This is a genomic window from Xenorhabdus littoralis (genome assembly GCF_033949345.1).
Taxonomy (GTDB): domain Bacteria; phylum Pseudomonadota; class Gammaproteobacteria; order Enterobacterales; family Enterobacteriaceae; genus Xenorhabdus; species Xenorhabdus littoralis.
Window position 1 is genome coordinate 58,550 of record NZ_VCDP01000045.1, and the last position, 26,923, is coordinate 85,472.

The 26,923-nt window shown below is 44.5% G+C and carries 24 protein-coding genes; 7 read left to right on the plus strand and 17 right to left on the minus strand.

The features are described 5' to 3' along the window. Positions 1 to 84 precede the first annotated feature (84 nt). From asd to pdxR, 4 genes are read left to right on the plus strand one after another with little or no spacing between them, the layout of a single operon-like run. Positions 85 to 1,005 (plus strand): archaetidylserine decarboxylase, encoded by a 921-nt coding sequence (asd, locus tag FE394_RS12115; RefSeq protein ID WP_319926638.1) that lies wholly within the window; start codon positions 85 to 87, stop codon positions 1,003 to 1,005. 26 nt (positions 1,006 to 1,031) lie between these two features. Continuing rightward, positions 1,032 to 4,376 (plus strand): miniconductance mechanosensitive channel MscM, encoded by a 3,345-nt coding sequence (mscM, locus tag FE394_RS12120; protein ID WP_319926639.1) that lies wholly within the window; start codon positions 1,032 to 1,034, stop codon positions 4,374 to 4,376. 12 nt (positions 4,377 to 4,388) lie between these two features. Continuing rightward, complete coding sequence (locus FE394_RS12125) at positions 4,389 to 5,594, plus strand: MFS transporter (protein ID WP_319926640.1); 1,206 nt, start codon at positions 4,389 to 4,391, stop codon at positions 5,592 to 5,594. Then, positions 5,591 to 7,045 (plus strand): MocR-like pyridoxine biosynthesis transcription factor PdxR, encoded by a 1,455-nt coding sequence (gene pdxR / locus FE394_RS12130; protein WP_319926641.1) that lies wholly within the window; start codon positions 5,591 to 5,593, stop codon positions 7,043 to 7,045. The genes FE394_RS12125 and pdxR overlap by 4 nt, the downstream gene beginning before the upstream one ends. A gap of 23 nt (positions 7,046 to 7,068) precedes the next feature. On the opposite strand, the gene FE394_RS12135 is transcribed toward pdxR, so the two are convergent. From FE394_RS12135 to pldA, 9 genes are all read right to left on the minus strand, one after another. Then, complete coding sequence (locus tag FE394_RS12135; protein ID WP_319926642.1) at positions 7,069 to 7,500, minus strand: carboxymuconolactone decarboxylase family protein; 432 nt, start codon at positions 7,498 to 7,500, stop codon at positions 7,069 to 7,071. Between the two features lie 189 nt (positions 7,501 to 7,689). Further along, entirely contained in the window at positions 7,690 to 8,043 is a 354-nt protein-coding gene (locus tag FE394_RS12140) for a DUF805 domain-containing protein (protein WP_319926643.1), read from the minus strand. Between the two features lie 474 nt (positions 8,044 to 8,517). Beyond that, positions 8,518 to 9,561 (minus strand): LacI family DNA-binding transcriptional regulator, encoded by a 1,044-nt coding sequence (locus tag FE394_RS12145; RefSeq protein WP_319926644.1) that lies wholly within the window; start codon positions 9,559 to 9,561, stop codon positions 8,518 to 8,520. A 79-nt stretch (positions 9,562 to 9,640) separates the two neighbouring features. Beyond that, positions 9,641 to 11,038: an MFS transporter gene (locus FE394_RS12150; protein WP_319926645.1), complete on the minus strand. Its 1,398-nt coding sequence runs from the start codon at positions 11,036 to 11,038 to the stop codon at positions 9,641 to 9,643. A 596-nt stretch (positions 11,039 to 11,634) separates the two neighbouring features. Continuing rightward, on the minus strand, positions 11,635 to 11,829 hold the full coding sequence (vapB, locus tag FE394_RS12155; RefSeq protein WP_319926646.1) for a type II toxin-antitoxin system VapB family antitoxin: 195 nt from the start codon (positions 11,827 to 11,829) through the stop codon (positions 11,635 to 11,637). 98 nt (positions 11,830 to 11,927) lie between these two features. Next, the gene (gene yigL, locus FE394_RS12160) at positions 11,928 to 12,728 is read right to left on the minus strand and encodes a sugar/pyridoxal phosphate phosphatase YigL (protein WP_319926647.1); all 801 of its coding nucleotides are present in this window, start codon (positions 12,726 to 12,728) and stop codon (positions 11,928 to 11,930) included. 21 nt (positions 12,729 to 12,749) lie between these two features. Continuing rightward, a complete protein-coding gene (pldB, locus tag FE394_RS12165) occupies positions 12,750 to 13,748 on the minus strand; it encodes a lysophospholipase L2 (RefSeq protein WP_319926648.1) in 999 nt (332 codons plus the stop codon). A gap of 49 nt (positions 13,749 to 13,797) precedes the next feature. Then, on the minus strand, positions 13,798 to 15,624 hold the full coding sequence (recQ, locus tag FE394_RS12170) for an ATP-dependent DNA helicase RecQ (RefSeq protein WP_319926649.1): 1,827 nt from the start codon (positions 15,622 to 15,624) through the stop codon (positions 13,798 to 13,800). Between the two features lie 130 nt (positions 15,625 to 15,754). Beyond that, positions 15,755 to 16,621: a phospholipase A gene (pldA, locus tag FE394_RS12175; protein ID WP_319926650.1), complete on the minus strand. Its 867-nt coding sequence runs from the start codon at positions 16,619 to 16,621 to the stop codon at positions 15,755 to 15,757. 222 nt (positions 16,622 to 16,843) lie between these two features. On the opposite strand from pldA, the gene FE394_RS12180 reads away from it, so the two are divergent. From FE394_RS12180 to rarD, 3 genes are all read left to right on the plus strand, one after another. Continuing rightward, positions 16,844 to 17,329 carry a thioesterase family protein gene (locus FE394_RS12180; RefSeq protein ID WP_319926651.1) on the plus strand — a complete coding sequence of 162 codons (486 nt, stop codon included), beginning with the start codon at positions 16,844 to 16,846 and terminating at the stop codon, positions 17,327 to 17,329. A 193-nt stretch (positions 17,330 to 17,522) separates the two neighbouring features. After that, the gene (locus FE394_RS12185) at positions 17,523 to 18,185 is read left to right on the plus strand and encodes a hypothetical protein (protein ID WP_319926652.1); all 663 of its coding nucleotides are present in this window, start codon (positions 17,523 to 17,525) and stop codon (positions 18,183 to 18,185) included. Positions 18,186 to 18,460: 275 nt separating this feature from the next. Then, a complete protein-coding gene (gene rarD / locus FE394_RS12190; protein WP_319926653.1) occupies positions 18,461 to 19,351 on the plus strand; it encodes an EamA family transporter RarD in 891 nt (296 codons plus the stop codon). Positions 19,352 to 19,414: 63 nt separating this feature from the next. On the opposite strand, the gene FE394_RS12195 is transcribed toward rarD, so the two are convergent. The 8 genes from FE394_RS12195 to dapF all read right to left on the minus strand — a co-directional run bounded on the left by FE394_RS12195 (position 19,415) and on the right by dapF (position 26,904). Then, entirely contained in the window at positions 19,415 to 19,720 is a 306-nt protein-coding gene (locus tag FE394_RS12195) for a helix-turn-helix domain-containing protein (protein ID WP_319926654.1), read from the minus strand. After that, positions 19,710 to 20,030, minus strand: coding sequence for a type II toxin-antitoxin system RelE/ParE family toxin (locus tag FE394_RS12200; protein WP_319926655.1), 321 nt, complete (start codon positions 20,028 to 20,030; stop codon positions 19,710 to 19,712). The genes FE394_RS12195 and FE394_RS12200 overlap by 11 nt, the downstream gene beginning before the upstream one ends. A gap of 291 nt (positions 20,031 to 20,321) precedes the next feature. Beyond that, positions 20,322 to 21,272, minus strand: coding sequence for a magnesium/cobalt transporter CorA (corA, locus tag FE394_RS12205; RefSeq protein WP_319926656.1), 951 nt, complete (start codon positions 21,270 to 21,272; stop codon positions 20,322 to 20,324). Between the two features lie 88 nt (positions 21,273 to 21,360). Next, complete coding sequence (gene uvrD / locus FE394_RS12210; protein ID WP_474068171.1) at positions 21,361 to 23,526, minus strand: DNA helicase II; 2,166 nt, start codon at positions 23,524 to 23,526, stop codon at positions 21,361 to 21,363. Between the two features lie 135 nt (positions 23,527 to 23,661). After that, positions 23,662 to 24,378, minus strand: a complete 717-nt coding sequence (gene yigB / locus FE394_RS12215) for a 5-amino-6-(5-phospho-D-ribitylamino)uracil phosphatase YigB (protein ID WP_319926657.1) — start codon at positions 24,376 to 24,378, stop codon at positions 23,662 to 23,664. After that, complete coding sequence (gene xerC / locus FE394_RS12220; protein ID WP_319926658.1) at positions 24,378 to 25,301, minus strand: tyrosine recombinase XerC; 924 nt, start codon at positions 25,299 to 25,301, stop codon at positions 24,378 to 24,380. Before xerC ends, yigB begins: the two co-directional genes overlap by 1 nt. Continuing rightward, complete coding sequence (locus FE394_RS12225; protein ID WP_319926659.1) at positions 25,298 to 26,002, minus strand: DUF484 domain-containing protein; 705 nt, start codon at positions 26,000 to 26,002, stop codon at positions 25,298 to 25,300. Before FE394_RS12225 ends, xerC begins: the two co-directional genes overlap by 4 nt. Before the next feature lie 77 nt (positions 26,003 to 26,079). After that, positions 26,080 to 26,904, minus strand: a complete 825-nt coding sequence (dapF, locus tag FE394_RS12230) for a diaminopimelate epimerase (protein WP_319926660.1) — start codon at positions 26,902 to 26,904, stop codon at positions 26,080 to 26,082. Between the last annotated feature and the right edge of the window lie 19 nt (positions 26,905 to 26,923).

Consider the following 26,923-nt stretch of genomic DNA (forward strand, 5'->3'; position numbering starts at 1 on the left):
AACGATACCCTGACATTCAAAATAATGACAGGTACAATGGTAGACTTTTGTCCAATTTGCCAAGAAAAAATCCAAGAGGTTGATGTGCTGGATAATCTTAAAATCAGGTTACAATATTTACTGCCAAAACAATGCATTACAAATTTTGCAGGCTGGTTCGCCAATAAAAAGGCTGGCTGGCTGACACAGCTCGTAATCAAGGCTTTCTCCAAAACCTATAAAGTAGATATGAATGAAGCAAAAAATTCTTCATTTACCGCCTACTCAACATTCAATGAATTTTTTGTTCGCCCCTTGAAAGAGGATATACGCCCTATTGTTAACGAGACCCATCAACTGGCGCTGCCAGCAGACGGAACCGTCAGCCAACTCGGGGCCATCCGTGAAGATCAAATTATTCAGGCCAAAGGCCACTACTATACTGTAGAAGCATTGCTGGCCGGGCAACATCAACTGGCCGAGCAATTTCGTAACGGGCAGTTTGTCACGACTTACTTATCGCCGAAAGATTATCACCGTGTCCATATGCCATGCGATGGCCTGTTAAAAGAGATGATCTATGTGCCCGGCGATCTGTTCTCAGTCAATCCATTGACGGCAGCCAATGTTCCGAATTTGTTTGCACGTAATGAGCGTGTTATCTGCCTATTTGAAACAGCATTCGGGCCAATGGTACAGATTTTGGTCGGTGCAACCATTGTCGGCAGTATTGAAACCGTCTGGAGTGGCTGTGTCACACCACCGCGTGAAGGCATTATCAAACGCTGGACTTATCCCGCAGAAGGCGGGGAAGGCGCTGTTTCTCTCAAAAAAGGGGAAGAAATGGGACGCTTCAAACTGGGTTCAACCGTGATTAACCTGTTTGCCCCCAATCAGATTAATTTTGCCAATAACTTATACAGTGGTTCACAAACCCGCATGGGTGGTCTGATGGCTCAGTCTGTTGTGCCAGAAGAACCAGCAGTGAATGCTGATGAGTCATTGAATCAAGCTACCGTTAGTTAATTTTAGACACTAAGGAGCCCCTTATTGTGCGCCTGATTATCAGTTTACTTCTCAGCCTGTTGATTGCGGGTCCGGCTTTGGCTGCTATAACACCGCTGGATGACATCCAACTGAAACAAGAGCTGAAGCAAGTCGGTGGTAATAAAAACCCGCAAGATGCTGAAATCGCGCAAGCACTTCAAGGGGCGGCCAATTGGACTAACGATACAAAATCTGCCAATCAACGCATTCAGAAGTATCAACAAGCCATTGATGATTTTCCTGCCATCATCAAAGAGCTGCGTCAGAAAATTCTTGCTGAAAGTGATGCGGTCGCTCCTGTTCCCGCTAATCAGCCTATCAACAGTTTAGAGCAACAGATTATCCAGATCAGTAGCCAGTTGCTGGATCAGGGGCACCAACTACAGCAAGAGCAGGATAAAACCCGGGAAATCAGTGACTCCATGAATCAATTGCCTCAGCAACAGGTTGAGGCAAAACGCCTGCTGGCTGAAGCGACTTCCCGTCTCCAAACCTTGGGGGCACCTTCCACACAACTGGCTGAAGCACAATTGACTCTGGCCCAAGCCGAAGTCGGTGCTCGTAAGGCTGTAGCCAGTGAATTAGAAATGGCACAACTTTCTGCCAATAATCGGCAGGAAATTGCCCGCATACGCGCCGATTTATTTAAAAAACGCTATCAGCGCTTGGATCTCAAACTCCAGCAATTGCGTAGCCAGTTAAACATCCTGCGCCAGCAAAAAGCGGAATCCGCACTTGAACATACTGAAATGCTGGCAGAACAGAGTGGTGGGAAGCTTCCACAGTTTTTGTTGGATGAACTTCAACAAAATCGTCAGCTGTCGCAAACGCTCAGCCAGCAAACCCAGAGCATGGATGCCATTGGCTCACAACAACGCAAAGCTGCCAACGATATTCTGCAAGTTCGCCAGACACTAAATACCATTCGTGAGCAGGCACAATGGCTAAGTGATTCAACCGCACTTGGAGAAGCCTTAAGGGCCCAAGTCACTCGCATCCCTGATATGCCCAAATCCCAGCAACTTGACAGAAACATTGTTGAACTGCGGGTTGAAAGGTTGAAATATGAGGAAATGCTGGAACGTTCACAGCGGGACACTGACCAGACATCACCTTCGTATAACGCCCTGACGCCGACACAAAAACAAGTCTATGATTCACTTATCCGCACCCGGAAAGAGCTATTAAGCTCCCTGCTTTCAGGATATGACAACGAAATACTGGAACTGACAAAGCTCAAAGTTGCCACCAGCCAGTTAAATGATGCCCTGAAAGAAGTGCAAGATGCGACACACCGCTATCTGTTCTGGGTCGCGGATGTTAATTCCATCTCGTTGCATTATCCGCTGCGGGTGGTGCAAGATCTAACCCGCCTGCTGTCTTTGGATACGTTCTCGCAGCTGGGAGCGGCGGTCCATAGCATGTTGACCATTCAGGATTCCATGCTCTATTTGCTGGGTACTTTGCTATTGGTGATTTTCAGTATTAGTTCACACCGCCAATATCATGCCTTTCTTGAGCGTTCCAGCAATCGTATCGGTAAAGTGACACAAGATCATTTTTCCCTTACCTTGCGGACTGTTTTTTGGTCTATTATCGCGGCCTTACCGCTTCCCATGCTCTGGTCAGCCATTGGCTATGGTCTGCAAAATGCGTGGCAGTACCCGATGGCGAATGCCATAGGCAACGGTGTCCGTGAAACAACGCCGGTTTTGTGGGTATTTATGCTCAGCGCAGCATTTGCTCATCCCAACGGCTTATTTATCGCGCACTTTCGCTGGCCAGAAGAACGCATAAAACGGGCAATGCGTTTTTATCGTCTGTCCATTTTCCTGATCGTGCCGCTCATGATGGCCTTGATCACCTTCAATCATTACAGTGACCGGGAATTTACCTCCACCCTCGGCAGACTGTGTTTCGTGATGCTCTGTATTTCCCTGAGTCTGGTCACCAGCAGCCTGAAACGCGCCGGTATTCCACTGTATATGGACAAACACGGCTCAGGCGAAAATTTAGTAAGTTCTGTCCTGTGGTGGATATTACTCTCTGCCCCGATCTTAGCTGCATTTGCTTCGATCCTCGGCTATTTACAAACCTCACAGGCATTATTGGGACGCTTGGAAACCTCTGTCGCCATCTGGTTCTTTCTGCTGGTCATTTATCACATTATTCGTCGATGGATGCTGATCCAGCGACGCAAAATCGCCTTTGAACGGGCAAAACAACGCCGGGCAGAAATACTGGCCCAACGCGCCAAAAATGAAGAAGATTCAGCGAATATCAGTAGCAGCGTAGAAGGTTCGATCGAGGTTGAAGAGCCGGTCATCGATTTGGACGCAATCAGCGCCCAGTCATTGGGGCTGGTGCGCTCAATCCTGACAATGATTGCGCTCGTGTCACTCATTTTATTGTGGTCTGAACTGCATTCCGCTTTCTCTTTCCTTGAGAATATCCGGCTCTGGGATGTCAGTACCACTATCAACGGAGTCGATACTGTCCAGCCAATTACGATGGGCTCGGTGTTGATTGCGATCTTAGTTATCGTCATTACTACGCAGCTTGTCCGCAACCTTCCCGCACTATTGGAACTCGCCCTATTACAGCATTTGGAGCTGACACCGGGTACGGGTTATGCCATTACGACGCTGACTAAATACAGCATTACCCTCATTGGTGGTCTGGTGGGTTTCTCACTGGTCGGTATTGAATGGTCGAAACTGCAATGGCTGATTGCCGCAATGGGTGTTGGCCTTGGCTTTGGTTTACAGGAGATCTTCGCTAACATTATTTCCGGCCTGATCATCTTATTTGAGAAACCGATTCGAATTGGTGATACCGTGACTATTCGTAACCTGACGGGCAGCATCACGAAGATCAATACGCGGGCAACAACGCTGTCTGACTGGGACAGAAAAGAGATTATTGTTCCCAACAGGGCATTTATTACAGAGCAATTTATCAACTGGTCACTGTCTGACACGATCACCCGTATCGTCCTGACAATCCCGGTGCCGACTGATACTGAATCTGCCTATGCCACCGACATATTAATGTCCGCAGCCAGACGCTCACCGTTAATCCTTGATAATCCGATGCCGGAAGTATACTTAGTGGATTTACAGCAAGGCATCCAAATTTACGAATTACGGGCATATGCGGCAGAAATGGGGCATCGCATGCCTGCACGACATGAAGTCCACCAGCACATTTTGCAGGAATTCCGTAAACACGATATCACCTTGCCGTTCCCACCGTTTCAGGCACGTGTTGATATTTTTGGGCAAGAAATCCGCAGTGCCACAACTAATTTTTCGGGTCGCAATCCCCCACGGAAGTCAGGAGAACTCTGAGATTAATTCGACATGACAAGGCGCATACCTTTTCAAGTTAGTGGCTTACTGGCATCCAACGGCGTTTCTATTTTGGGGAACGCCATTACGGAAATTGCCATTCCGTGGCTGATTCTGGAAATATCGGGTAGTCCACTGCTGGTCGCTGCTGTCATGTCCGCAAAAATCCTGCCATTAATCCTCTCCATTTTCTTTAGCGCCCAATTGGTGGATAAATACGGGGCATTCCGCATTTCACTGTTGTCTGATTTTGTGAATTTCCTGAGTGTCCTGCTGATCCCAGTATTTTATACAATGGATATCCTGCACTTTTATCTGTTGGCTGTCTTACTGATATTTTCCACCATTTTGGATGCTCCCGGGCGGCTGGCAAAAGATGTTATGCTGGCAAAGGAGATCAAACAGAATAAAAGCGAGCATGAATTGATCAATGGGGTCAACAGCACCATTGAGAATATTTGTGATCTGATTGGCCCTCTAGTTGGATCATTGATTATTACCTTGCTCGGTACGATCAACGCCCTGTATTTCGATGCAGTGAGTTTTTTAGCCGTTGCGTTGGGGCTGATTATCCTGAAAAAACATTTTGTCGCCGATATTAATGAAGTGACTAAAACACCTTCCCGACCACATCATTATTTCGTTGAAGCACTCAGATACATTAAATCCGAAAAAGAAATTTTCTCCGTGCTTATCATTAGTTCGGTAGTGAATATTGTTATCACACCGTTCCTGATTGTTTATTTACCTTATATCAACAAACAAGAATTTAATTCCGTTTGGAGTCTCGGTGTTTCAATGACCTGTTTTGGCGTGGGAACAACACTTTCTTCATTACTGTACGGGGTTTATGGCAAATATTTTTCCAGCAACCGTATCATCCTTGTTGGCTACGGTTTTTTCGCGTTGTCCCTGATATCCCTGAATCTGTTCAGTGGACAATATGCCCTGTTCACTCAACTTTTTGCCATCGGAATTTGCATTGGTTTTTCTGCTCCCGTAGAAGTCACACTCATCCAACGCCAAGTACCTGAAAACCTGTTTGGCAGAATAATGACGCTATTTTCCTCCACACGATTTCTGGCTGTACCTATTGGATACCTCTGTTTCGGTTCGATACTGGAATCCGGCTTTGCCAAACAAACGCCTCTGATAATGGCTACCGTGGTATCGGGGGGATTGGTAGTTTACTGGTTTATACGTAAGGAGAATAAGTGAAAAGCGTTATTTTTCAGACCAATGAACCATTACAGCACCATATTTCTTGGCCCTTATATCGCCAGATATACCAACGCTTTATTCAAGCCATCAACCACGGCATATTAAAATCAGGACAACGAATACCCTCTATCCGTGCACTATCCAGTGAACTACACGTTTCACGTAGTACAGTAGAATCTGCCTACACACTGTTGCTTGAAGAGGGTTATCTGGAAGCCAGAGGGCAAGCAGGCACGGTTATTTCACCACAGCTTCCTGATACATCTCCGCCCTCTGCAATACAGATACCCACGGCTTCAGATGAAACAGATTTATCACTGTTCGATTCGGCTTCATTAACGCATCCACTAATTTATCAGCCGGGATTACCTGCTCTGGATCTTTTTCCCCGTAAGTTATGGAATACACTTACCACTAAGCATATCCGCTTGCAAAGTCGGCACATGTCCTATCCACAACCTGAGGGTTACCGCCCGTTACGAGCAGCTATTGCCGCTTATCTGCAATTATCACGTGGAATAAATTGTTCTCCACAGCAAGTTTTCATCACTACAGGTTATCGGGGCGCTCTTAACCTTATCGGCAGAACTCTTATAAAGCAGCAAGATCAAGTCTGGCTCGAAGATCCCTGTTTTCCGCCAAGCTATCATTTACTGGCGCAAATGGGAGTCGAAATAATTCCCGTGCCCGTCGATCAAAATGGAATGAATGTCGCAATAGGCAAAATACTTGCGCCGAGTGCTCGTTTCGCACTAATTACCCCTGCTCACCAAAGCCCTTTGGGCGTTGCCTTATCAATGACACGCAAACAGGAACTATTAGCATGGGCGGAACAGAACAAGGCATTGATCATTGAAGATGATTATGACAGTGAATTTCTGTACGATAATCGCCGCCAGCCAGCATTAGCCAGTTTGATCTCGAATAACGCTTTGTATATTGGCACGTTCAGCAAAGTTCTGACGCCAGCACTCCGACTCGCTTATCTGGTCGTTCCTCCTCATCTGGTATCGCATTTCAATGTCATATGCCACACTTGGCATGACGGTAACCCCTTATTGCAACAGGCCATCGTCGCTGAATTTATGCAAGAAGGTCATTTTTCACGTCATTTACGTAAAATGCGTGCCCTCTACACTAAACGTCGGCAGATGGTCATTGAGAGCTTAAATCAAGTTTTTGATACCCGTTTCCAGTTCGATATTCCCATTGGTGGCCTGCATTTACTGGCAAAACTCGCTCATTATGAAGATGATGTCGCTTTAGCTCAGCATGCCAGACAGCATGGATTTGGTATTGCAGCGTTATCCCCACGGGGATTAGGTGCTGGGGGATTAGGTGATGATTGTAGCAAGGGGCTTCTGGTTGGCTTTGCCAATGAAACAACACCAGAAACCGCCTTGAGTCATGCCAAAAAGCTACGAAAGTGCCTTTCACACGTTTATTGATCAAGCAGCTATTGATTACATATTTACTGACGCATTCCTATTGCAAGCCGATTCATTCCATTCATCAGTGCAATCGCAAAAGTCAGATCGGAAATTTCCTGATCCGAGAAATACTCTTTTAAAGGCAAGTAAACAGCATCATTAGCATGGGTCATCGTCACATAAGTTAATGCCTCTGCCCATTCCAATGCTGCTTTTTCCCGGAGAGTAAATTGGCTACTGACCCGCCATCCCGCCAATTCTGCCAGTCGGCGTCCGGTTTCTTGATTCTCCCTCAAAGATTGAGAATGTTTGCTTAAACAAAAAGCGCATCCATTGATTTGAGAAATACGAAGATAAATTAGCTCAACCAGCGGCAAGCCCAACGGACTTTTTTCCAATCCTTCCTTTACAGAACGGAATCCTTGCAACAATTCAGGGGATAAATTGTAATAAGCAAGACGTAACTCGTTCATACACAGCACTCCTTATCTTTATAGCTCAATAATTTCCGCTAACAATATGACAAACCATTAATTCAGATAAGGGACAAGATTGGGATTTCTGACCATGACAAGTTATTTTAGAAATAAAAAACACTGCCTATTATTTTAAGCAGTGTTTTTAATTAAATGGCAAACTAAATGGATAATTGATGCTATGTCTTAAGGTGCCTTTTTAGGATCTACACCATAATCATTGGCACCGGTCGTTCCTTCAATGCAGTAAAATACAAATAAAATAATGCCACCGAATGGAACAATGCTGATGAATAACCACCAACCAGAACGGTTGGAGTCATGAAGGCGGCGCATTGCTACTCCGAGACTTGGAAGTAAAGTCCCAATGCTATAAATCGTAAGCAAAGCTAAACCAGCACCCTCATCAATTGCTGAACCTAATACAAAGAGGGCTACCCCTATAATTGTATTAAATAAATTAAACATCCAATATTCCTGACGACGTGCGCGCCCTGAGAATTCGGCATAATTCTTTAAAACATTAAGATACCAATTCATAATATCACTTAATTTAAATTAGATTTTAAAAAAGAAAAGCAAGCAAACTACAAAGGATGGTTAATTTTATACTTAATTATCTTTTAAAGTCTATGAACCATTATTTATAGCGTGATATTATCTTATTTATGTCATTATTAGATAGTGAGTTAAAAAAACCTTACTAAGGCGAAATTTAAAATATAAACAATATAAATCCCCATAGCTCATATCAAAGTTATATTTAAATCTATCAGATAAATAAGGCATGTTAATTTATGATTAACACTCGTTAGTATGGCTATCTGATTTTACATATTATAGTTAGCAAAGTTATTTATACAAAATAATTAATTTACAGATAAAATTATTATTTTCCGCTCTGCAAGCCAGAGAAAATCAAAAAATGCTGAACCAGCAGACTACCAACAGGGTTGGAATGATGCTTTCGCGATCAGCATTATTGTGCCAGTCGTATTGTTCTTGCGGAAATATCTATACAGAAAGGTGGCTATACTCAATCAGGGATGATGCACCGGTTTTGCAACCGCAAGATTCACCAATTTGTAATTCGAATTCAAACTCGCGTTCCTGTGCTTTCCCATTCCATGTTCTTAATATTTCAATGGCAGTCTGCGCCATTTGGTCGATTGGCTGACGCACGGCGGTTAAAGAAGGCACATTAAATAGCGACTGCTGAGTAGCATTAAAACAAACTAATGCAATATCATCAGGGACAGATATCCCATGTTCAGCCAATGCTCGCAGGCATCCAAAAGCCTGTAATTCATTGGTTGCGAACAGTGCGCGAGGCTGTTTTCCTTTTAGCATTTGCAAAGTGGCCTCATAACCGCCCTGACGAGTATATTCGGTAGAAAAAATCCACTCGTCACGCACTCTCAAATTTGCCTGCATCAGGGCATCACTCCAACCAGACAGCCTGTCTTGTGTATTCAACATACCAAGAGGACCACAAATAATGGCAATATCCCGATAACCATGCTGAATCAGATGTTGAGTCACTTTAAACGCCGCAATCCGTTCATTGACACTGACTGTGCTAACGTTTGATCCCGCATTTACCCAATCCAACATCACGCAAGGTGTACCACTGGCCCGAATCAGATCGATATAAGGTTGTCGATCAACGCTGGTATACAGCAGCCCATCAATTTGACGATTCAATAAGTTGTTGAGCAAATCTTTTTCACGAAGAGGATTATCCCCTGAATCCCCGGGCAATAATACTCGCCCATGCTTAAAAGCCTCTTGTTGCAAAGCATGAGCGACAGAAGAAAGAAAAGGATTGGCGATATCCGGTAAGATAAGTCCGTAAGCGTGTGTTGAACCAGAAACCAGAGCCTTCGCAATACTATTGGGCCGATATCCGGTTTTCTGAACCGCTGCCAATACACGTTGGCGTGTAGCTTCTGCAACAGGTCGCGGACCACCGTTAATGACATAACTGACGACAGCCACCGAGGTTCCGGCTTCTTTCGCAACATCACTACGTGTCACTCTTTTCAGATGTGAATTCATAATATCTCTGTAGCTCGTAAGTTAACTTAGAAAATCAAGGTGATAGAAAAATCAGGATGGTAACCTGACCAGATGGACTCTAGATCGCATCCTCAACTAAGTTGAGATCACGACCACGCGTTTCTGGTGCAAAGAATGTCGTGATAAATCCAATAAATGCCATCAGTGCAAAATAACAGGCGATCGGCCACCAATGCCCTGTAAAAGACAATAGCGCCGAAGATATCAAGGGTGCTGTTCCTCCCGATATTATTGCACCCAACTCTTTTGCGAACGCCATTTTGGTATAACGGTTAGCCACCCCGAAGAGTTCCACTCCCCATGCAGCCTGAGCACCAAATATACCTAACGAAGCCAGCCCCATCCCGACAACTATCGTAGGAATAACAATCATGGGTTCACGGCTTTCGAGTAAGACAAAAGCAGGAAATGCGTAAAGTATGAGTAACAGGCAGAACCAACGATAAGTGATACGACGTCCAAAGCGATCGGAAAGATAACCCGATAACGGAATGATCAAAAATCCCAGAATAGATGCTATGGATACGGCTATCGTAGGTATAAATTTATCCAACATTAGCGCATTGACGACATAACCAATAATGAACCCTTGAGCCAGATACGATGGGCCATTTTCGCCAATTCGCAAGCCAACCATGATCCAAAAAGCGTTGGTTCGTAGCCAGAAATGTTGATTTTCAACAGTCAGTTGCTGTTTTTCATTTTCGACCAATGAATGTAAACGTTGTTCTTCCAGCATCGCTTTATAACGCTCAAAAACAGGTGTCTCATTCATGTACCGGCGAATATAGAGTGCGACTATCGCAATCAATGCACTGGACAGAAATGGAATTCGCCATCCCCAATCCAGTAAATCCTCTTTATCCATCGTCAGCACCAGCAACCAAACCAGTGACGCCAGTAATGTTCCGCTATTAGAGCCCAGAGCAATGACAGACGAAACTATTCCTCTTTTTGCTGACGGGGCAAATTCTCCCAATATGACTGTACCACCAGACAGCGCAGCCCCTGCTCCCAAGCCTTGTATAAACCGTAATATCACCAAACAGGCGGGCGCCCAAATACCAATATGAGCATAACTTGGAATAAGTCCGATTAATGTAGTTGAGACGCCCATCAGGATAACCGTCATCATCATGACGATTTTGCGGCCTTTCCGATCCCCCAGCCATCCGAACACGAGTGCGCCAATGGGTCTGGCGATGAAGCCTACCGAATAGGTTGCAAAACTGGCAAAAAGGGCAGCAGTGGATGACATATGAGGGAAAAAAACATCGCCAAAAATAATGCCTGCCGCTAAGCCGTACAGTGCAAAATCGGCATACTCCATTGTCGTCCCTAACCAACAGGAAAAAATGGCTCGCCTGAACCCCTTTCGGCCTTCTTTTGTTGCGAGACTCGCTTCTGAGGCGTGCTGTATCTGAGTGGCAATTAATGCCGTATTTTCATACGGCATTGCAAGGTATTCCCTGAATGTTGGAACAGCAAAGTTTTAATTCCAGCGTGGTATATAAAAAAATATTATTGTTATTCATCAATGTTCTTTATACATAAACTTATCTACTCGCGTAGAATATTCAAATAGAGGAGTTGAATAATTGAATCTCAGTCACAAATATCAGGGAAAATTTAATTCTTGTAATTAATAAAGTTTGAAATTAAGTTATAAAAATTATTTCATGTCAGAATAAAAACATCTTCTGACTCATTCACTATGCCGTTAAATTATCTTTAATTTAACCAACAAACAACTTAAATCCATTTAATTCGTTGAAAAAACATGAGGTTAAACTAAAGATAGGAAAATCAGACCACTATAACATGTATGATAATAAACCTTTACAATACTTTCTTATTAGAATAATTATCTTTAATTTATTTATTCGGCAGGAAAATGAAAAAACACAGCTTCATAAGAAGTTAAAACAAATAGCATTATTTATTAATGAAAATTTTAATTTTCCGATAGTTATCTGAGGGGATAATATTCCTTCTCGAATCTACTTAGCCAATTCGGATAAATCCCTTATTCAAGCGTCCAGTCCTCAGCCATTAATCCATCCGCTCAGATAAAAAATCATCAGTCACAGATTGTTCCGAAAGGAAAAAGCTATCCCATATATTCTGAATAGGCGTGATAATACGTTCTTTGCCTTTCGCTCTGACGGTTACATCTTTTACATTATCAGGAAAACGGAGATCTGCGGGGAGTCTGAACAGGCCTCCTCCATTCAGATTTTTGCGCATATCATCAAGTCTGGTATACACAGCAGCAATTATTTTCTTTATAAAAAAACAGCATCTCACCAGATGCTGTCTGTTATTATCGATTCAAATTATTAACTTCAAACTTGATACATTTTCCGCAAATAACAAGAAACGGCATCATCAGCATTAGAGCCAATGACCTCCATCTCAGGCAAAATGTCTTTCAAGCGCTGATGCGCGCCCTGCATGATGCAGCCTTTACCTGCGACGCTCAGCATTTCCTGATCATTCATACCATCGCCAAAAGCGATGCTGTCGCTCAATTGGTATCCGATAAATTGGCAAACCTGTTCCAGTGCATGCCCCTTGGAGACACCGCCAGCCATCACTTCCAGACAATTCCTCAGTGAAAAGCTAACATTAACCCTTTCTCCCCAACGCGCTTTGATTCTCTCTTCCAAATCCACCAGATAATCATGATCTTCACTAGTGTAATAAACTTTGCATACACCATCTGTAAGAAAACTGTCGCGTTGGAAAAGCTGGTAATGGAAGACCGATTCCTGAAAAAATTCTTCCTGCTCCGGCGCTTCGCGATTAACGAACCAATCATCGTTGTTGAAGTAGTTAGTCAGGACATCAGGGTTATCAAACTCCAGCAAGCATAAATCATGGGCAATCTCAGACTCTAAGTTGTGGCTGAATACTAATTCATCCTGAGTATTGTGTACTCTTGCTCCGTTGGAGGTGATCATGTAAGCATCAATGCCCAACCCATCACGGATTTGCCCCACATCAATGTGATGGCGACCTGTCGCAAAAATAAAGTGAATCCCTTTTTCTGTCAGCAAGTTAAGTGTTTCTTTGGTATACGGCGTTAATTTATGGTCGGGAGACAACAACGTTCCATCTAAGTCTGAAGCAACAACATGATACATAGTTATAGTTCCTACACTAAATCAGTTTTGATCAAAAAAATCACAAATTGCATTAAGGGCTTGCGCCCGTAATACGTCTTTTTCGAACAGGATTTCGTGATGAGCCCCTTGGATAACCAGAAGCTTCTGTTTTTCTTCACCTGTTCCTGCTTTTTGACGTGCTTCGCAAAAAGCCTGTAGTTCCCGATTATTAACAACCTTATCTTCACTCGCTTGCAAAACGATGAGTGGAGTCTGAATCTTATCCGCATTCTCAATCAGCCTGTCTCCCATTAACATGCTTTCTCGCATCCAATGGTAGGTCGGGCCGCCGAGGCGTAATTCTGAATAATCAGCATAATAGCGCAAATAACGCTGATAACGTGCATAACTATGCGTTAATAAATTAATAAAATAGGGTAATGGCTGCCATTGTCCTGTTGAAAGGGTATAGGCATTACGTCTTTTAGTATGGAGTTCGGCCTGATTAACCAAAAAGTTAGCCAACCAACGGGGCATAGGTAAGTTAATACCAAACATCGGTGCGCAGAGTGTCACCGCGCGAAAAGTCGGCTCCTGATACCGCAGCAGGAAACGGCTCAGGATCGCTCCCCCCATAGAATGAGCCAGCGCATAACAGCGATGGGATTGACGAGGCATTATTTCCAACTCGATAAATTTTGCCAAGTCATCCACATAATGATCAAACGCTTCAACATGGCCTTTTTCCCGATCATCCAACATCCGCCCCGAACGCCCTTGTCCACGATGATCTATGATAAAAATATCGTAACCCAGATGGTAAAAATCGTAGGCTACTTCAGGGTATTTCACATAGCTTTCGCTACGACCGGGCAAAATCACGAGCGTTTTGTCATGCTGAGGGGAACAAAAGGAGACATAATGAATGGGAACATCATCAACTCCCATAAAAGACCGTTCTTCTCTTGTTCGCCAGAAATCCAGTAATAATCCATTCGCAAAGGCAGAGAACTGAGGTTCGCGGTTTAACCAGCTTGCTTTCAATCTCTCAGGTGCCATTCATCTTCCTCTGTTAATTGCCTGCCCTGCTAATGTATATCCCTTTCGGTTATTCAATCCCTTCAAAATGCTCACAAATCAATGCCATGAACGCATCGCCAAAACGCTCTAATTTTCGTTGCCCAACACCATTAATCAGCAAAAGTTCATCCGGTGTTATCGGGTATTGCTCTGCCATCTCAATTAACGTAACGTCATTGAAAACGACAAAAGGTGGAATGTTGTTTTCATCCGCAATGGATTTACGCAGTTTTCGCAATTTGGCAAATAATTTACGATCATAGTTGCCAGTGTAAGATTTGTTTTGCTGATTACGGCTTTTTAGATTTTGGATACGTGGTACGGCAAGTTGTAACGGTACTTCACTTCGCAATATAGGCCGTGAAGCTTCTGTCAGTTGCAGCGCAGAGTAATTGGCTATGTTCTGGCTAATCAGTCCCAGATGAATAAGCTGACGCAAAACGCTCATCCAGTGTTCCTGACTCTGCTCTTTACCTATGCCATAAACAGGCAGTTTATCGTGCCCGAGATCTCTAATACGTTGATTATTAGCTCCCCGCAGTACTTCTACAATATAACCAATCCCGAAACGCTGTCCAACACGATAAATACAGGATAGCGCTTTCTGCGCTTCTACCAGACCGTCGTAACGTTTGGGAGGATCAAGACAAATGTCACAGTTGCCACAAGCTGTCTGGTGACTTTCACCGAAATAATTGAGCAGCACCAAACGCCGACAAGTCTGGGCCTCCGCAAATGCACCCATGGCGTTAAGTTTATGCCGTTCAATATCCTGTTGCTCACCAGCCGCTTTTTCTTCCAGACAGCGGCGCAGCCATGCCATATCAGCAGGATCGTAAAACAACACAGCTTCGGCAGGTAAGCCATCCCGGCCCGCTCGGCCTGTTTCCTGATAATAGGATTCGATATTGCGGGGAATATCAAAGTGCACAACAAAACGCACGTTGGGTTTATTGATCCCCATACCAAATGCAACCGTTGCCACAACGATCTGTAAATCATCCCGCTGGAAGGCATCTTGCACCCTTGCACGTTGATTGTTTTCCAATCCAGCATGATAAGGCGCAACACTTAACCCTCTTTTTTGCAGACGCTCTGCGGTTTCTTCCACTTTGTTGCGGCTGTTGCAATAAATAATCCCACTTTTACCCTGCTGACCACGAACAAATGACCAGAGCTGATCAAGCGGTTTATATTTCTCCACCAGCGTATAGCGAATATTAGGTCGATCAAAACTGCTGATATGGATAATCGGCTCATGCAGCTCCAACAGATGCACGATATCTTGGCGGGTAGTTTTATCCGCCGTTGCAGTCAGTGCAATCACGGGAAGATCGGGGAATCGATGACGGAGTTGACCTAGTGCCCGATATTCCGGACGGAAATCATGTCCCCATTGCGAAATACAGTGAGCTTCATCAACAGCCAATAAAACAGGCTGCCAGTCCCGAAGCTGATCAACGAAATTGTCTGTCACCAAACGTTCGGGGGCAATGTAGAGTAGTTTAATGTTCCCCTGACGACAGCGTTGAATGATGTCAAATTGCTGTTCACGGCTTTGGGTCGAATTCAGGCATTCTGCATCAACGCCATTCGCCCGCAACTGATCAACCTGATCTTTCATCAATGAGATTAATGGAGAAACAACCAATGTCAGGCCACTTTTAACCAGCGCGGGGATCTGGTAACACAGCGATTTGCCGCCACCTGTCGGCATGATCACCAAACAGTCGCGTCCATCAAGAACGGCATCGATAACCTGTTGCTGCCCCGGACGAAATTGCTGGTATCCGAATGTTTTTCGTAATGCTTGTTCAGCCAGCGATGCCGTGCTGATGAGTTCTGCGGTAGACACGCCTTTCCTCAATGGTTAAAAGATAATATTTACCCAATGGATTTCAAGTCGCAACGAGGCGGCAAGAAAATGAATCCCCGGGAGCATAAGTTTATGGCATAGATTTATGGCATAGATTTACGGCATCGCTTTACAACATATCATTCAGCATGACACCGATACCAAAACGGGTCTGTTTGAAATTGTAGTCAATCATCGATTCGCCGTAACCCGTGAAGAGCTGCGTATAAAGGCGGACATGCTTGGATAGCGGATAACTCCAACCCAATACCCCACTGCCATAACCGCTATTCCAGTTGTAGCGCCCCTGAGCTGTAAATACACTGTCTCCCCAGATATAACCCACTTTCAGACGGTAATGGCCCATGTAGCGATTCATGTCTGGATTATCATCACGGCGAGAGCTTTCCGGCAAGCGATACCACGGTTTAAAATCTACCTGCCAATTGCCATTCTGTACCATAAAACGAGCATAAAGCCGATTCCAACTACGGGACGTTTCCCCCGAACGACCATTGGATTGATGGTTAAATCCTGTCTCAATTTCTCGCAAATGCCAGCCAGCAAATTCATAGTCAGTCAACCATGCCAGAAAGAGCTGCGGTTCATAGTTGATTTCACGGAATGGAGATGACTCTTTCTTGTTACTGAACTGCCACCATGAACGCTGGGTATAAGAAGCGCCAAACAACGAATCTTTCCCTGCAATTCCCCGCAATAATGGAAAGCCAAAGCTTATCTGAAAACTGGCTTCATCTTTGCGGGCGTGATCTGCCCAATCATAGCTATGGATTGCCTGCCGATTAATATTGGCACCATAAGTATAAATAATGTAATTCGTGTCATAGGGATAGAGCATAAGCGATGAATCCTGCTCACCTAGCATCATCGCAAGCACACTTCCCCTTCCTTCAGTTTCTCCAACCTGTTTTTCCGCGCCATAAGCCAATGGCGATAATAAACAAGCGGCAACCAGTATTTTCCATATCAAATACATAGCTGGTTTCCCTATTGTGATCATCTCAAGATAAATAATCTGCCGTTTATTCTACACGCTAGATGGTTATTTTTTGTAGTTTGTTTTCTTCAATGAATTCTTTTTCGAAGCACTTCACAGACTGGAAAGGTCGATAATAAAAGCATAAACTTAACAAGTTATTAACGATAAAGACCCATTAAATGACAGCCGTTTTACTTTTTCATTATCAGGAAACCCGCGATGGAAAATATACAGCAAGTGGACAAAATATTGACTCCGGAAGAAGCGCGTAAATTTATCGGTGAAGTCTTTGTTTATCATATGCCATTCAATCGGCTTTTGGGACTTGAATTACTCCGCTTCGAACAGGACTATGCGGAACTGCAATTTCGCAATCAAGAGAAGCTGGTCGGCAATATGGTTCAGAATATTCTGCATGGTGGTGCAATCGCTTCCATACTGGATGTTGCCGGAGGACTGGTTTGTGCAGGTAATTCTCTGACCTCGCTGGAAACGCTCACCATTGCAGAGATGCAAAAGCGTCTGACAACACTCGGTACGATTGATTTACGCGTGGATTACCTGCGCCCCGGGCGTGGAGAAGTATTTACTGCCAGTTGCAGTATTATTCGCAATGGAAATAAAGTCTCTGTCGCGAGAATTGAACTGCATAATGAAAATCAAGTGCATATTGCCAGTGCAACAGGAACTTATTTGGTTGGTTAACGTTTTTATCGTTATTCGCTAAAAATGTGAGGGGCTAGTACCCGAATTCTGTATTCTATATATAGCCACTCACACTATATAGCCACCCATATATAGTCATTTATAATTTCACAACGATTAACAGCCCATCACTCCAGGTATATAACTATCCAAATTAACTATCCAAATCACAGAATCAGTACGAGGACAGGTTATGAATCCAAGAACCAGAGCAGAATCCGAGATCCTGGCGGGCAGGTCTGTCGATGCCACGGTATATATCTGGTATCCCTGCCGAAAATTCCTTGTAGGGCATTCCTCTATTTATATCGGTGGAGTGCCACAATATCCCTGGCCGAATTTCAGGCCAGAAGATCCAGTCACAACATCTTCCAATAAGCGAATTCGTCCACAAGATGATAACTATGTCAGTTTTTTGGCTGGGTCGTCTAGGCCCAGTGTCTTTCGGGTAAATTTATCGTTTCCGGGTGTCTTTCATAATCTTCACGATGATTTTGTCGAGTCACCGCATTTGGAATATTATCTGTTAGGCTTAAATGTTCCTGAAATGCAAAGAAAAAAGAATGAAATGTATAACGGAAACATGTATGGAAACTTACATTTTCCCCCTACTTATCATCCAATTTATAAAAATTGCTCAACATTAGTTGCAAGAATATTGAAATCCGGTGGTGTGGATCAGTTATTAAATCCAATTCAAATCATGGGTTATGCCAAAAACATATATTGGACACCTAAAGATATAGCCCAATTGTGTAATAAGTTAAGGGATATTGATAAAGCAGTAAAAGTAAGGGGACTAAACTGCCCAGATAAATTTAAATCACCCTTTAGAACGTTAATGGGTTTCAGGTAAATAGTAGATATAAGAAAAAGGCATTCATTTTTTAATTTACTACTGTGCATACAAAACTTGAGATGAAACAGGAGTCCGATAGTATAAATCCAGATAACTATTTTGCATAAAAACAATAAATCAACATAAAATACCACTTGAATAAGTAAAGATTTTTAATTTATTATTCAAGCCATTAACGACTTGTAAATAATGCAACCCAATGCCACATTGTATAGGTTCATGGGTTAATACCCTCACGTCTCTTCTTAATTCTCGAAACATTCAAGGATCTTATGAGTAACCAACAGACTGTCAAAGGTATCCTATGTGCCTTAGGCGCCTATCTTATTTGGGGGCTGGCTCCTATCTACTTCAAGACCATACAATATGTGCCACCCGATGAAATCGTGTCGCATCGTGTTATATGGTCAGTTTGCTTTATGGTGCTGATGTTGATGGTAACTCGCCACTGGCGTCAGGTTTGGGCGGTCGTTCGTCAGCCGAAAATCGTTCTGTTGTTAGGTATCACAGCCTTTACGATTACCAGTAACTGGCTGACTTATATCTGGGCGGTCAATAATAACCATTTGCTGGAAGCGAGTCTGGGATATTTTATCAATCCACTGGTTAATATTCTGTTCGGCATGATATTTCTTGGTGAGCGATTCCGCCGTATGCAGTGGATCGCAGTAGGATTGGCATTCACCGGGGTATTGATCCAGCTCTGGCAATTTGGCTCAGTGCCGATAGTTGGCTTGTACTTAGCGACAACATTTGCCGTCTATGGGCTGATCCGCAAAAAGTTAGGAGTAGATGCACAAACAGGTATGTTGATTGAGACAACCTGGGTATTCCCTGTTGCGCTGATTTACCTACTGTTTTTCACCAATAGCCCAACCAGCAATATGCTGGATAATACGTATTCGTTGAACCTCATGCTGATTGCTGCGGGTATCATTACCACTGTGCCGTTGCTGCTCTTTACCGCTGCCGCCGCACACCTGCGTTTATCCACTCTGGGCTTTTTCCAGTATGTTGGGCCAACATTGATGTTCTTGTTGGCAACACTGGTTTATGGCGAAGAGATTGGCCCGGATCGTTTGATCACATTTGGCTTTATCTGGGCAGCCTTGATCCTGTTTACGTTGGATGCACTTTATACCCAGCGACGCTTGCGTAAGTAGCCCGATTATTCCTCCGCCCTTAAATGGGCGTAGGTATCGACACTGATGAATACCGGATGAAATTCAAAATAGGCAAAGCTCACCATCTTCCGAGCTTATTTTTAATGAAGTACCACACGCTTCAGCATAACGCTCAAGTCGAGAAAGGCTCGCGTTGATTGCATTTTTCTCCAGTTTGCTGACCGCTGGCTGGCTTATCCCCATTCTTTCAGCAATTTGACTACTGTTCAGCCCCGCTTTTTTTCTCATATTAACGAGAAATTCTTTCATCTCTTCTTTTTTCTTTTCAGCCAAATAAGCTGATAAAACATCAGGATCTTGAAGCAATGCTGCTTTAATGTCAGAGTATGGAATACCTTTAATTTTCATCTAATAACTCCTTCAGCCGTTTTAATGCCAGTTCAATTTCTGAAGTTGGTGTTTTTGCACTTTTTTTGATAAAAGTACGAAGAATATAAATTTTCCGATCTTTCTCAAAAGCAAAAAAAGTTCTTGAGATATCTTTTCCACTCGTCCTTAATTCAAAAAGCTGTCCTTGGATAGGTCTCGTATCTGGATAGCGCAATTCATGACCCCGAGCTTCCAATTTATCCATCGCATTCAAAAGCTTGGCTTTTATTATCTTATTTAACTGAGAAATTTCATTCAGCACTTCAGGGTGAAATTCTAATTCAAACATATTTCCCTTCAATATTATAAGCGAAGCGCTCTACCAAAGTAGATAGCTAGCATATAACACAATAATTATAACCCAAAGGTTATAAATTACCTATGGATTATAAAATTTATGGGACTAGTTCATCAATGAACTCAAAGTCCAGACCATTGGATAAGCAGATACACAATTTTTCGAATGGCAGTATAACGAGATATGAACCCCAGAAACATAGACGACAATGTAACTGGGATCAGTAAAAGTAGCTAAAAAGCAGTTAATTAAAGGATAAGAGATCTATCAATGGTGAAATAACTACAGCCAGTTTTTCCGCTTGAAATAAAGATAAGGGGCTAATCCTGCCGCAATCATTAAACCAATAGCGCCGGGATAGCCAAATGTCCAACTCAACTCCGGCATAAATTCGAAGTTCATTCCATAGCTGGAAGCCACCAGTGTTGGCGGCAGGAATACCACAGAAACAACGGAGAATATTTTGATAATACGGCTCTGTTCGATGTTGATAAAACCCATTGCCGCTTGCATCAGGAAGTTAACTTTCTGGAACAGGGATTCGTTATGCGGCAGCAGAGATTCGATATCCCGCAGAATCTCACGAGCCTGCTCCAATTGATTGGCAGGTAAGCGGGCACGGCGCACGAGGAAGTTCAATGCCCGCTGGCTATCCATCAAACATAAGCGAACTTTCCAGCCAATATCTTCCTGCTCCGCAAGGTTGGAAAGCGCTGAGTCAAATTCATCGCCCTGTTTACCTTCCATAATGACCCGGCTCAGGGATTCCAACACGCTGTAAATGTTTTCAATGACGTCTGCCAACTGTTCGACTTTGGTTTCGAACAAATCCAGCAGCAGTTCATAGGCGTTCCCGTCAACCATCGTCTGGTTACGGGCGCGCATTCGGTACAATCGAAATGCAGGGAGTTCACGCTCTCGCAATGTGTAGAGACGACCGTCACGAATAGTAAATGCGACTGTCGAGTTGCCAGCATGGTCTTCGGCATCTTCAAAGTAGAAGAATGAGTGGACGTGCATACCGTCTTCATCTTCAAAAAAACGGGCCGATGCCTCAATGTCATCCAATTCAGTCCGGGTTGCCAGAACTTGTCCCAGCTCATTCTGGACTCGGAGGCGATCGTCATCCCCCAGCCCAACTAAATCTACCCACATGGAATCGGATAACTGATCACCTTCTTCAATTTCCAGACGGAGCAGGCGATTACTCTCTAATTTAAATGCGTTCAGCATGTACCATAAGTCTCCTTATACTCCCTACGTTTATCGTAAGGCGCGAATGTTACGCTCAGAAGAAAAAGCCTGTCAACATTCGACCGGATTATTGGTCCGTTTCGAGTCTGGCATAAGCAGCCACCAGCCACTTGATGCCTTCACCCTGAAACGCGATCTGCAAGCGACAATGTTCCCCACTGCCTTCTATATTGATAATGGTTCCTTCACCAAATTTGGGATGATGTACGCGCTGCCCAAGTGCATAGCGACTGTCGCTGGTACTGATGGGTGTGCCCAACCGTTTATGACTGACCGGACGGGATACGGTGGCGCGCAGACGAACTTCTGCCACACATTCTGTCGGTAGTTCCCCAATAAAACGAGATGGACGATGATACACTTCCTTACCATATAAGCGACGACTTTCAGCATACGTCAGCGTCAGTTTTTCCATCGCCCTCGTGACACCAACATAGGCCAGACGACGCTCCTCTTCCAGTCTGTCGCCTTCTTCAATGGACATTTGGCTCGGGAACATGCCCTCTTCTACGCCCACGATAAAGACTTGCGGGAATTCCAACCCTTTCGCTGAGTGCAGTGTCATCAGTTGGACCGCGTCCTGATAGGCATCAGCCTGACTTTCGCCTGATTCCAGCGCGGCATGGGAGAGAAAAGCCTGCAAAGACAGTAAATTTTCGTCTTCATCTGTATAGCTGAATTGACGGGTTGCTGTAACCAGCTCTTCAAGGTTTTCGATACGAGCCTGTGCTTTTTCACCTTTTTCCTGCTGGTACATCGCCCATAAGCCGGAATCGCGGATAATGCGATCGGCCTGCACATGCAGCGGCATTTCCTGTGTTTCCGTTTCCAGTGCCTCAATTAATTCAATGAAACGCTGCAATGCAGATGCTGCCCGCCCTGCCAGCGCTTTTTCCTGAATCAGTAACAGGCTACTTTCCCACAAGGTTTTTTGCTGATCGCGCGCGACCTGACGCACTACATCGAGAGTTCTGTCACCAATGCCGCGTGTCGGTGTATTTACCACGCGCTCAAAGGCTGCATCATCATGACGATTTGACACTAATCTCAGATAGGATAAGGCATCTTTGATCTCCTGACGCTCGAAGAAGCGCTGACCGCCATAAATGCGGTAAGGCATGGAGACCTGCAACAAGGCTTCTTCCAGTACACGAGACTGGGCATTGCTGCGATACAAAATCGCACACTCTTTCAGTGCTCCGCCATTATCCAGCCAATGCTTGATTCGACCGACAACATAACGCGATTCATCCAGCTCATTGAAAGCACAATAAAGTGATATAGGTTCGCCTTCTCCCCCTTCCGTCCACAAGTTTTTGCCCAGTCGATCGCTGTTATGGGCGATTAGGGCATTGGCAGCTTTGAGGATATTGCTGGTCGAACGATAATTTTGTTCCAGACGGATTGTCTCCGCCCCCGGGAAATCTTTCAGAAAGCGCTGAATATTTTCTACCTGCGCACCACGCCAACCGTAAATGGACTGGTCGTCATCCCCAACAATCATCACTTTGCCGCTATCACCAGCCAACAGGCGAATCCAGGCATATTGAATACTGTTGGTATCCTGAAATTCATCTACCATAATATTAGTAAAACGTTCACGGTAATGTTGCAGGATTTGAGGCTTGTTCAGCCAGAGTTCATGGGCTCGTAGCAGCAATTCGGCAAAATCGACTAACCCGGCGCGATCACATGCTTCCTGATAGGCTTGGTAAATTTTCAGCCACGTCGCTTCTACGGGATTACCGTAACTTTCGATATGTTGCGGACGCAAACCTTCATCTTTTTTGCCGTTGATGTACCACATGCCCTGACGGGCTGGCCACTGTTTGTCATCCAGATTCATCGCTTTGATAATGCGCTTGATGAGGCGGTGCTGATCTTCGCTATCGAGGATCTGAAAATCCTGCGGCAGATTCGCATCAAGGTGGTGAGCACGCAGCAAACGATGCGCAAGGCTATGGAAAGTACCAATCCACATTCCCCCCTGACTTGTACCAATCAGGTTTTCAATGCGGTGACGCATTTCCGCAGCCGCTTTATTGGTAAATGTTACCGCCATAATGGAAAACGATGAAGCATTTTCAACTGACAGTAACCAAGCGATCCGATGAACCAGAACGCGCGTTTTACCACTGCCGGCGCCTGCCAGCACCAGCATATTAGTACGGGATGCCGCGACCGCTTCGCGTTGTTTATCATTCAAGCTTTCGAGCAGATAAGAAACGTCCATAATTACCATCAGTTGTTCGCAATGACTCAGTTTTTGCAATGAATTAACTTTTTACAAGAAATTAGCTTTTTGCAAGAATTTATTCTTTGCAACAAATGAGCATCACTGTTTTTTTATACAGATTACAGTCTGAAATTATATCAGCGCTATCAAAGAAGCCAAATCAGAAATCTCAACATGTGGAACCAAACGCCCTTCAGGTTCCTGCATCAGATTTTTATTTTCTATGTTGATCCAGCAAGCCTGCATTCCAGTGCAAAGAGCACCTTCAACATCTGTCTGAAGATTATCACCCACATGCAAGATCTGATTTATGGGCAAGTTTAACCGTTCTGCTGCCAGATGATACATATCTGGATAAGGCTTGGAACGCCCATCCAGACCGGCTTTCAGCACAAATTCAAAATAAGGGGCCAGTCCACACGCAGCAGGTTCAGCATTTCCATTTGTGATTGCCACCAATGGCATCTTTTTCGCCAGTACGGACAAGGTATGATGAGTCGATTCAGGAACAGAGATTTGATTACGCCAGTGCGTAAAGCAAGACATAATCTCATTTGTGCCATGTGTCGCTTCCTCACGATTGAAACCATGATGGGTGAACATCAGTTCCGCAGATTGTCGGCGCCATAATGTAACATCATGGTAAATGTCAGGTTCCTGCTCAAGAACAGCCTGACGATATACATACAGATCTTCACTCTCAAAGTGACTGAACTTAGAATCGTACTGTCTGATAAAACACAACACTTCTTTTTCGGTTTTATCGATCACAGGATGGTTATCGTAAAGTGTATCATCCAGATCGAATGTCATCGCAGCAAATGGCGCGAGAGGCCGATAAAAACGCATTATGATTTTCCTCGTTTGGCTCTGGGGTGGGCCACATCATAAACTTTGGTCAAATGCTGGAAGTCCAAATGGGTATAGATTTGAGTCGTGGACAGGTTCGCATGACCAAGCAATTCCTGTACAGCGCGCAGATCACCACTGGATTCCAGAATATGCGTGGCAAAAGAGTGGCGCAGTTTATGGGGATTGATATGACTGTTTACGCCTTGCTTAATACCCCACTGTTCGAATCGTTTCTGCACGTTACGGGCAGAAATCCGTTTTCCGCTTTTGCTGGAAATGAAAACCGCATCATTTTCCGGTTCAAATAACTCGCGCATCCCCAACCAACGCTGAAGCCATTCCTGGGCGACACGACCAAATGGCACTTTACGTTCTTTACTGCCCTTACCATGTACCCAGACGTCACCACTTGCCAGATCCAAATGCCGGCAATCAAGACCAACCAGTTCAGACAGACGCAACCCCGCGCCATACATTACTTCCAGCATAGCTCTGTCACGCACTGACAAAGGATCATTCAAATTGATGTTGAGCAGTTGGTTAACTTCATCAACATCCATGTTTTTGGGCAAATGACGTTTTTTACGAGGCGCACTGACTGCTTTGGCAGGATTGGCATCGAGTATTCCCTGTGTCACCATCCAGTCGAGGAAGCTACGCAGAGAAGAAAGACGCAAGGCAATACTGGCGGATTGCAATCCTGCCCGACGACTGCGGGAAGCAAACATTCTGACTGTCGCCGGCTCCAGCTTCTGCCATTCATCTACGCCCATCTCCAGTGACATCTTGGCCAGAACGGTCAAATGACGTCGGTAGTTGGTCATCGTGAGGGGACTTAAACGTCGTTCAACCCGTAAGTAGTGCAAAAAAGTTTCCACCGACTCCAGCAGTCGATCTATTGGCTCTATTGGCTGAGTCATGCGCGTTCAATCCAACGAGACAATAATCCGGGCAGCAGTTTTGCCAAATGGCCGAGCAGATCTGTTCCCATGCCTTCGTGATAGTGCTGTTTATTATGGCTATTGAAAATCACTATGCCCAAATCTCCTTGTGTTCCCAGAAGAGAGGCCGCCACTGAACCAACATGGCGCGCCTGTGGCATCAACAGTAAAATTTCCGGGCCGTGCAATGTGCCAAGATAATGATTTTCATTGCCAAATCGCTTAATCCGGACAAGCTCAAAAGATTGACGGGAAAGAGCCAATTCGGGTGAGTTCAGTGGCGTACCAAGGTGCCATTTATCGCTGAACAACCGAATATAGCTATTGCTCAATCCGAGTGTTTTCGTCCATGAACTCAAGCGGGACAGAAAATCCTGCAAACTCTGGGCCTTCGACAGTTCAGAAAGTAATTGCAACAAATGACAGAACAACACTTCATTCTGCTTTGCATGTTCCACCAAATGGACCAAATCCTCTTCCAGATAATGGATTCGTTTCCTTTGGCGATTCATGTGCCATTCCATCAAAGAGACGCTTTCCCGCACCGGATGGGGAACTCTGATCTTTTCGACCATATTGGCATTGCGGATAAAAAAATCAGGATTATTCAACAAGTAACCCACTACCGCTTGATCATCCAGCCCGTTTTCGATGTGCAATGGCTCGTTTTTTTTACCCATTTTTCAATGCCCTATATTTCCAGAATGGATTAATAAATCCTAAATCCATTACTGATAAGCCAATCACAGATAATTGATCACAAATGGATTGTACCGTCATAGACATGAGTTGCAGGCCCTGTCATATAGAGTGGTTTACCCGGCCCATCCCAACGTATTTGCAGGGAGCCTCCCGGCAGATCAACCCGGACTTGGTTATCCAACAAGTTTTGTTGAATACCAATAGCAACCGCAGCACATGCACCACTACCGCATGCCCGTGTCTCACCCGATCCTCGCTCAAAGACACGCAACCGAATATGACCTCGGTTCATAATCTGCATAAAGCCAATATTCGCCCGCTCAGGAAAACGTTCGTGATTTTCCAGCACGGGTCCCAATACTTCCACTTCGGCAGTGTCTACATCCTCAACCTGTATCACACAGTGAGGATTTCCCATCGACACAACACCACAAAGCACTGTGCGTTCGATGGCACGGATAATATAAGTTTTCTCTGCCTTATTGGCGCGAAAAGGAACGCGCTGCGGCTCAAAGTCAGGCTCACCCATGTTGACACAAACCCGGTCATCATTTGTGATGCTCAATATCATGCGACCAGATTGTGTGCTGACCGTAATATCGCGTTTGTTGGTCAACCCTTTAAGGCGAACAAACCGAGCAAAGCAACGTGCTCCATTACCACATTGGGAAACTTCGCTGCCATCAGCATTAAAAATACGATAGTGGAAGTCTAAGTCAGGATCATAGGGCGCTTCAACAATCAGAAGTTGATCAAAGCCTACCCCTGTATTCCGATTAGCCAGACGGCAAATTAACTCAGGAGAGAAATAAACATTCTGGGTTACTGCATCAACGACCATAAAGTCATTGCCAAGACCATGCATTTTGGAAAACTGCATATACGACCCCCAAGAGAAA

Excerpts from the sequence above, each read along its gene's own strand:
- corA (WP_319926656.1), bottom strand. The coding sequence starts at position 21,272 with ATGCTGAACGCATTTAAATTAGAGAGTAATCGCCTGCTCCGTCTGGAA.
- vapB (WP_319926646.1), bottom strand. The coding sequence starts at position 11,829 with ATGCGCAAAAATCTGAATGGAGGAGGCCTGTTCAGACTCCCCGCAGAT.
- FE394_RS12125 (WP_319926640.1), top strand. The coding sequence starts at position 4,389 with ATGACAAGGCGCATACCTTTTCAAGTTAGTGGCTTACTGGCATCCAAC.
- FE394_RS12225 (WP_319926659.1), bottom strand. The coding sequence starts at position 26,002 with ATGGGTAAAAAAAACGAGCCATTGCACATCGAAAACGGGCTGGATGAT.
- pldB (WP_319926648.1), bottom strand. The coding sequence starts at position 13,748 with ATGGCACCTGAGAGATTGAAAGCAAGCTGGTTAAACCGCGAACCTCAG.
- FE394_RS12150 (WP_319926645.1), bottom strand. The coding sequence starts at position 11,038 with ATGCCGTATGAAAATACGGCATTAATTGCCACTCAGATACAGCACGCC.
- FE394_RS12195 (WP_319926654.1), bottom strand. The coding sequence starts at position 19,720 with ATGAAAATTAAAGGTATTCCATACTCTGACATTAAAGCAGCATTGCTT.
- FE394_RS12200 (WP_319926655.1), bottom strand. The coding sequence starts at position 20,030 with ATGTTTGAATTAGAATTTCACCCTGAAGTGCTGAATGAAATTTCTCAG.
- dapF (WP_319926660.1), bottom strand. The coding sequence starts at position 26,904 with ATGCAGTTTTCCAAAATGCATGGTCTTGGCAATGACTTTATGGTCGTT.
- yigL (WP_319926647.1), bottom strand. The coding sequence starts at position 12,728 with ATGTATCATGTTGTTGCTTCAGACTTAGATGGAACGTTGTTGTCTCCC.
- FE394_RS12145 (WP_319926644.1), bottom strand. The coding sequence starts at position 9,561 with ATGAATTCACATCTGAAAAGAGTGACACGTAGTGATGTTGCGAAAGAA.
- pldA (WP_319926650.1), bottom strand. The coding sequence starts at position 16,621 with ATGTATTTGATATGGAAAATACTGGTTGCCGCTTGTTTATTATCGCCA.
- FE394_RS12140 (WP_319926643.1), bottom strand. The coding sequence starts at position 8,043 with ATGAATTGGTATCTTAATGTTTTAAAGAATTATGCCGAATTCTCAGGG.
- xerC (WP_319926658.1), bottom strand. The coding sequence starts at position 25,301 with ATGACTCAGCCAATAGAGCCAATAGATCGACTGCTGGAGTCGGTGGAA.
- rarD (WP_319926653.1), top strand. The coding sequence starts at position 18,461 with ATGAGTAACCAACAGACTGTCAAAGGTATCCTATGTGCCTTAGGCGCC.
- yigB (WP_319926657.1), bottom strand. The coding sequence starts at position 24,378 with ATGCGTTTTTATCGGCCTCTCGCGCCATTTGCTGCGATGACATTCGAT.
- FE394_RS12180 (WP_319926651.1), top strand. The coding sequence starts at position 16,844 with ATGGAAAATATACAGCAAGTGGACAAAATATTGACTCCGGAAGAAGCG.
- FE394_RS12185 (WP_319926652.1), top strand. The coding sequence starts at position 17,523 with ATGAATCCAAGAACCAGAGCAGAATCCGAGATCCTGGCGGGCAGGTCT.
- FE394_RS12135 (WP_319926642.1), bottom strand. The coding sequence starts at position 7,500 with ATGAACGAGTTACGTCTTGCTTATTACAATTTATCCCCTGAATTGTTG.
- uvrD (WP_474068171.1), bottom strand. The coding sequence starts at position 23,526 with ATGGACGTTTCTTATCTGCTCGAAAGCTTGAATGATAAACAACGCGAA.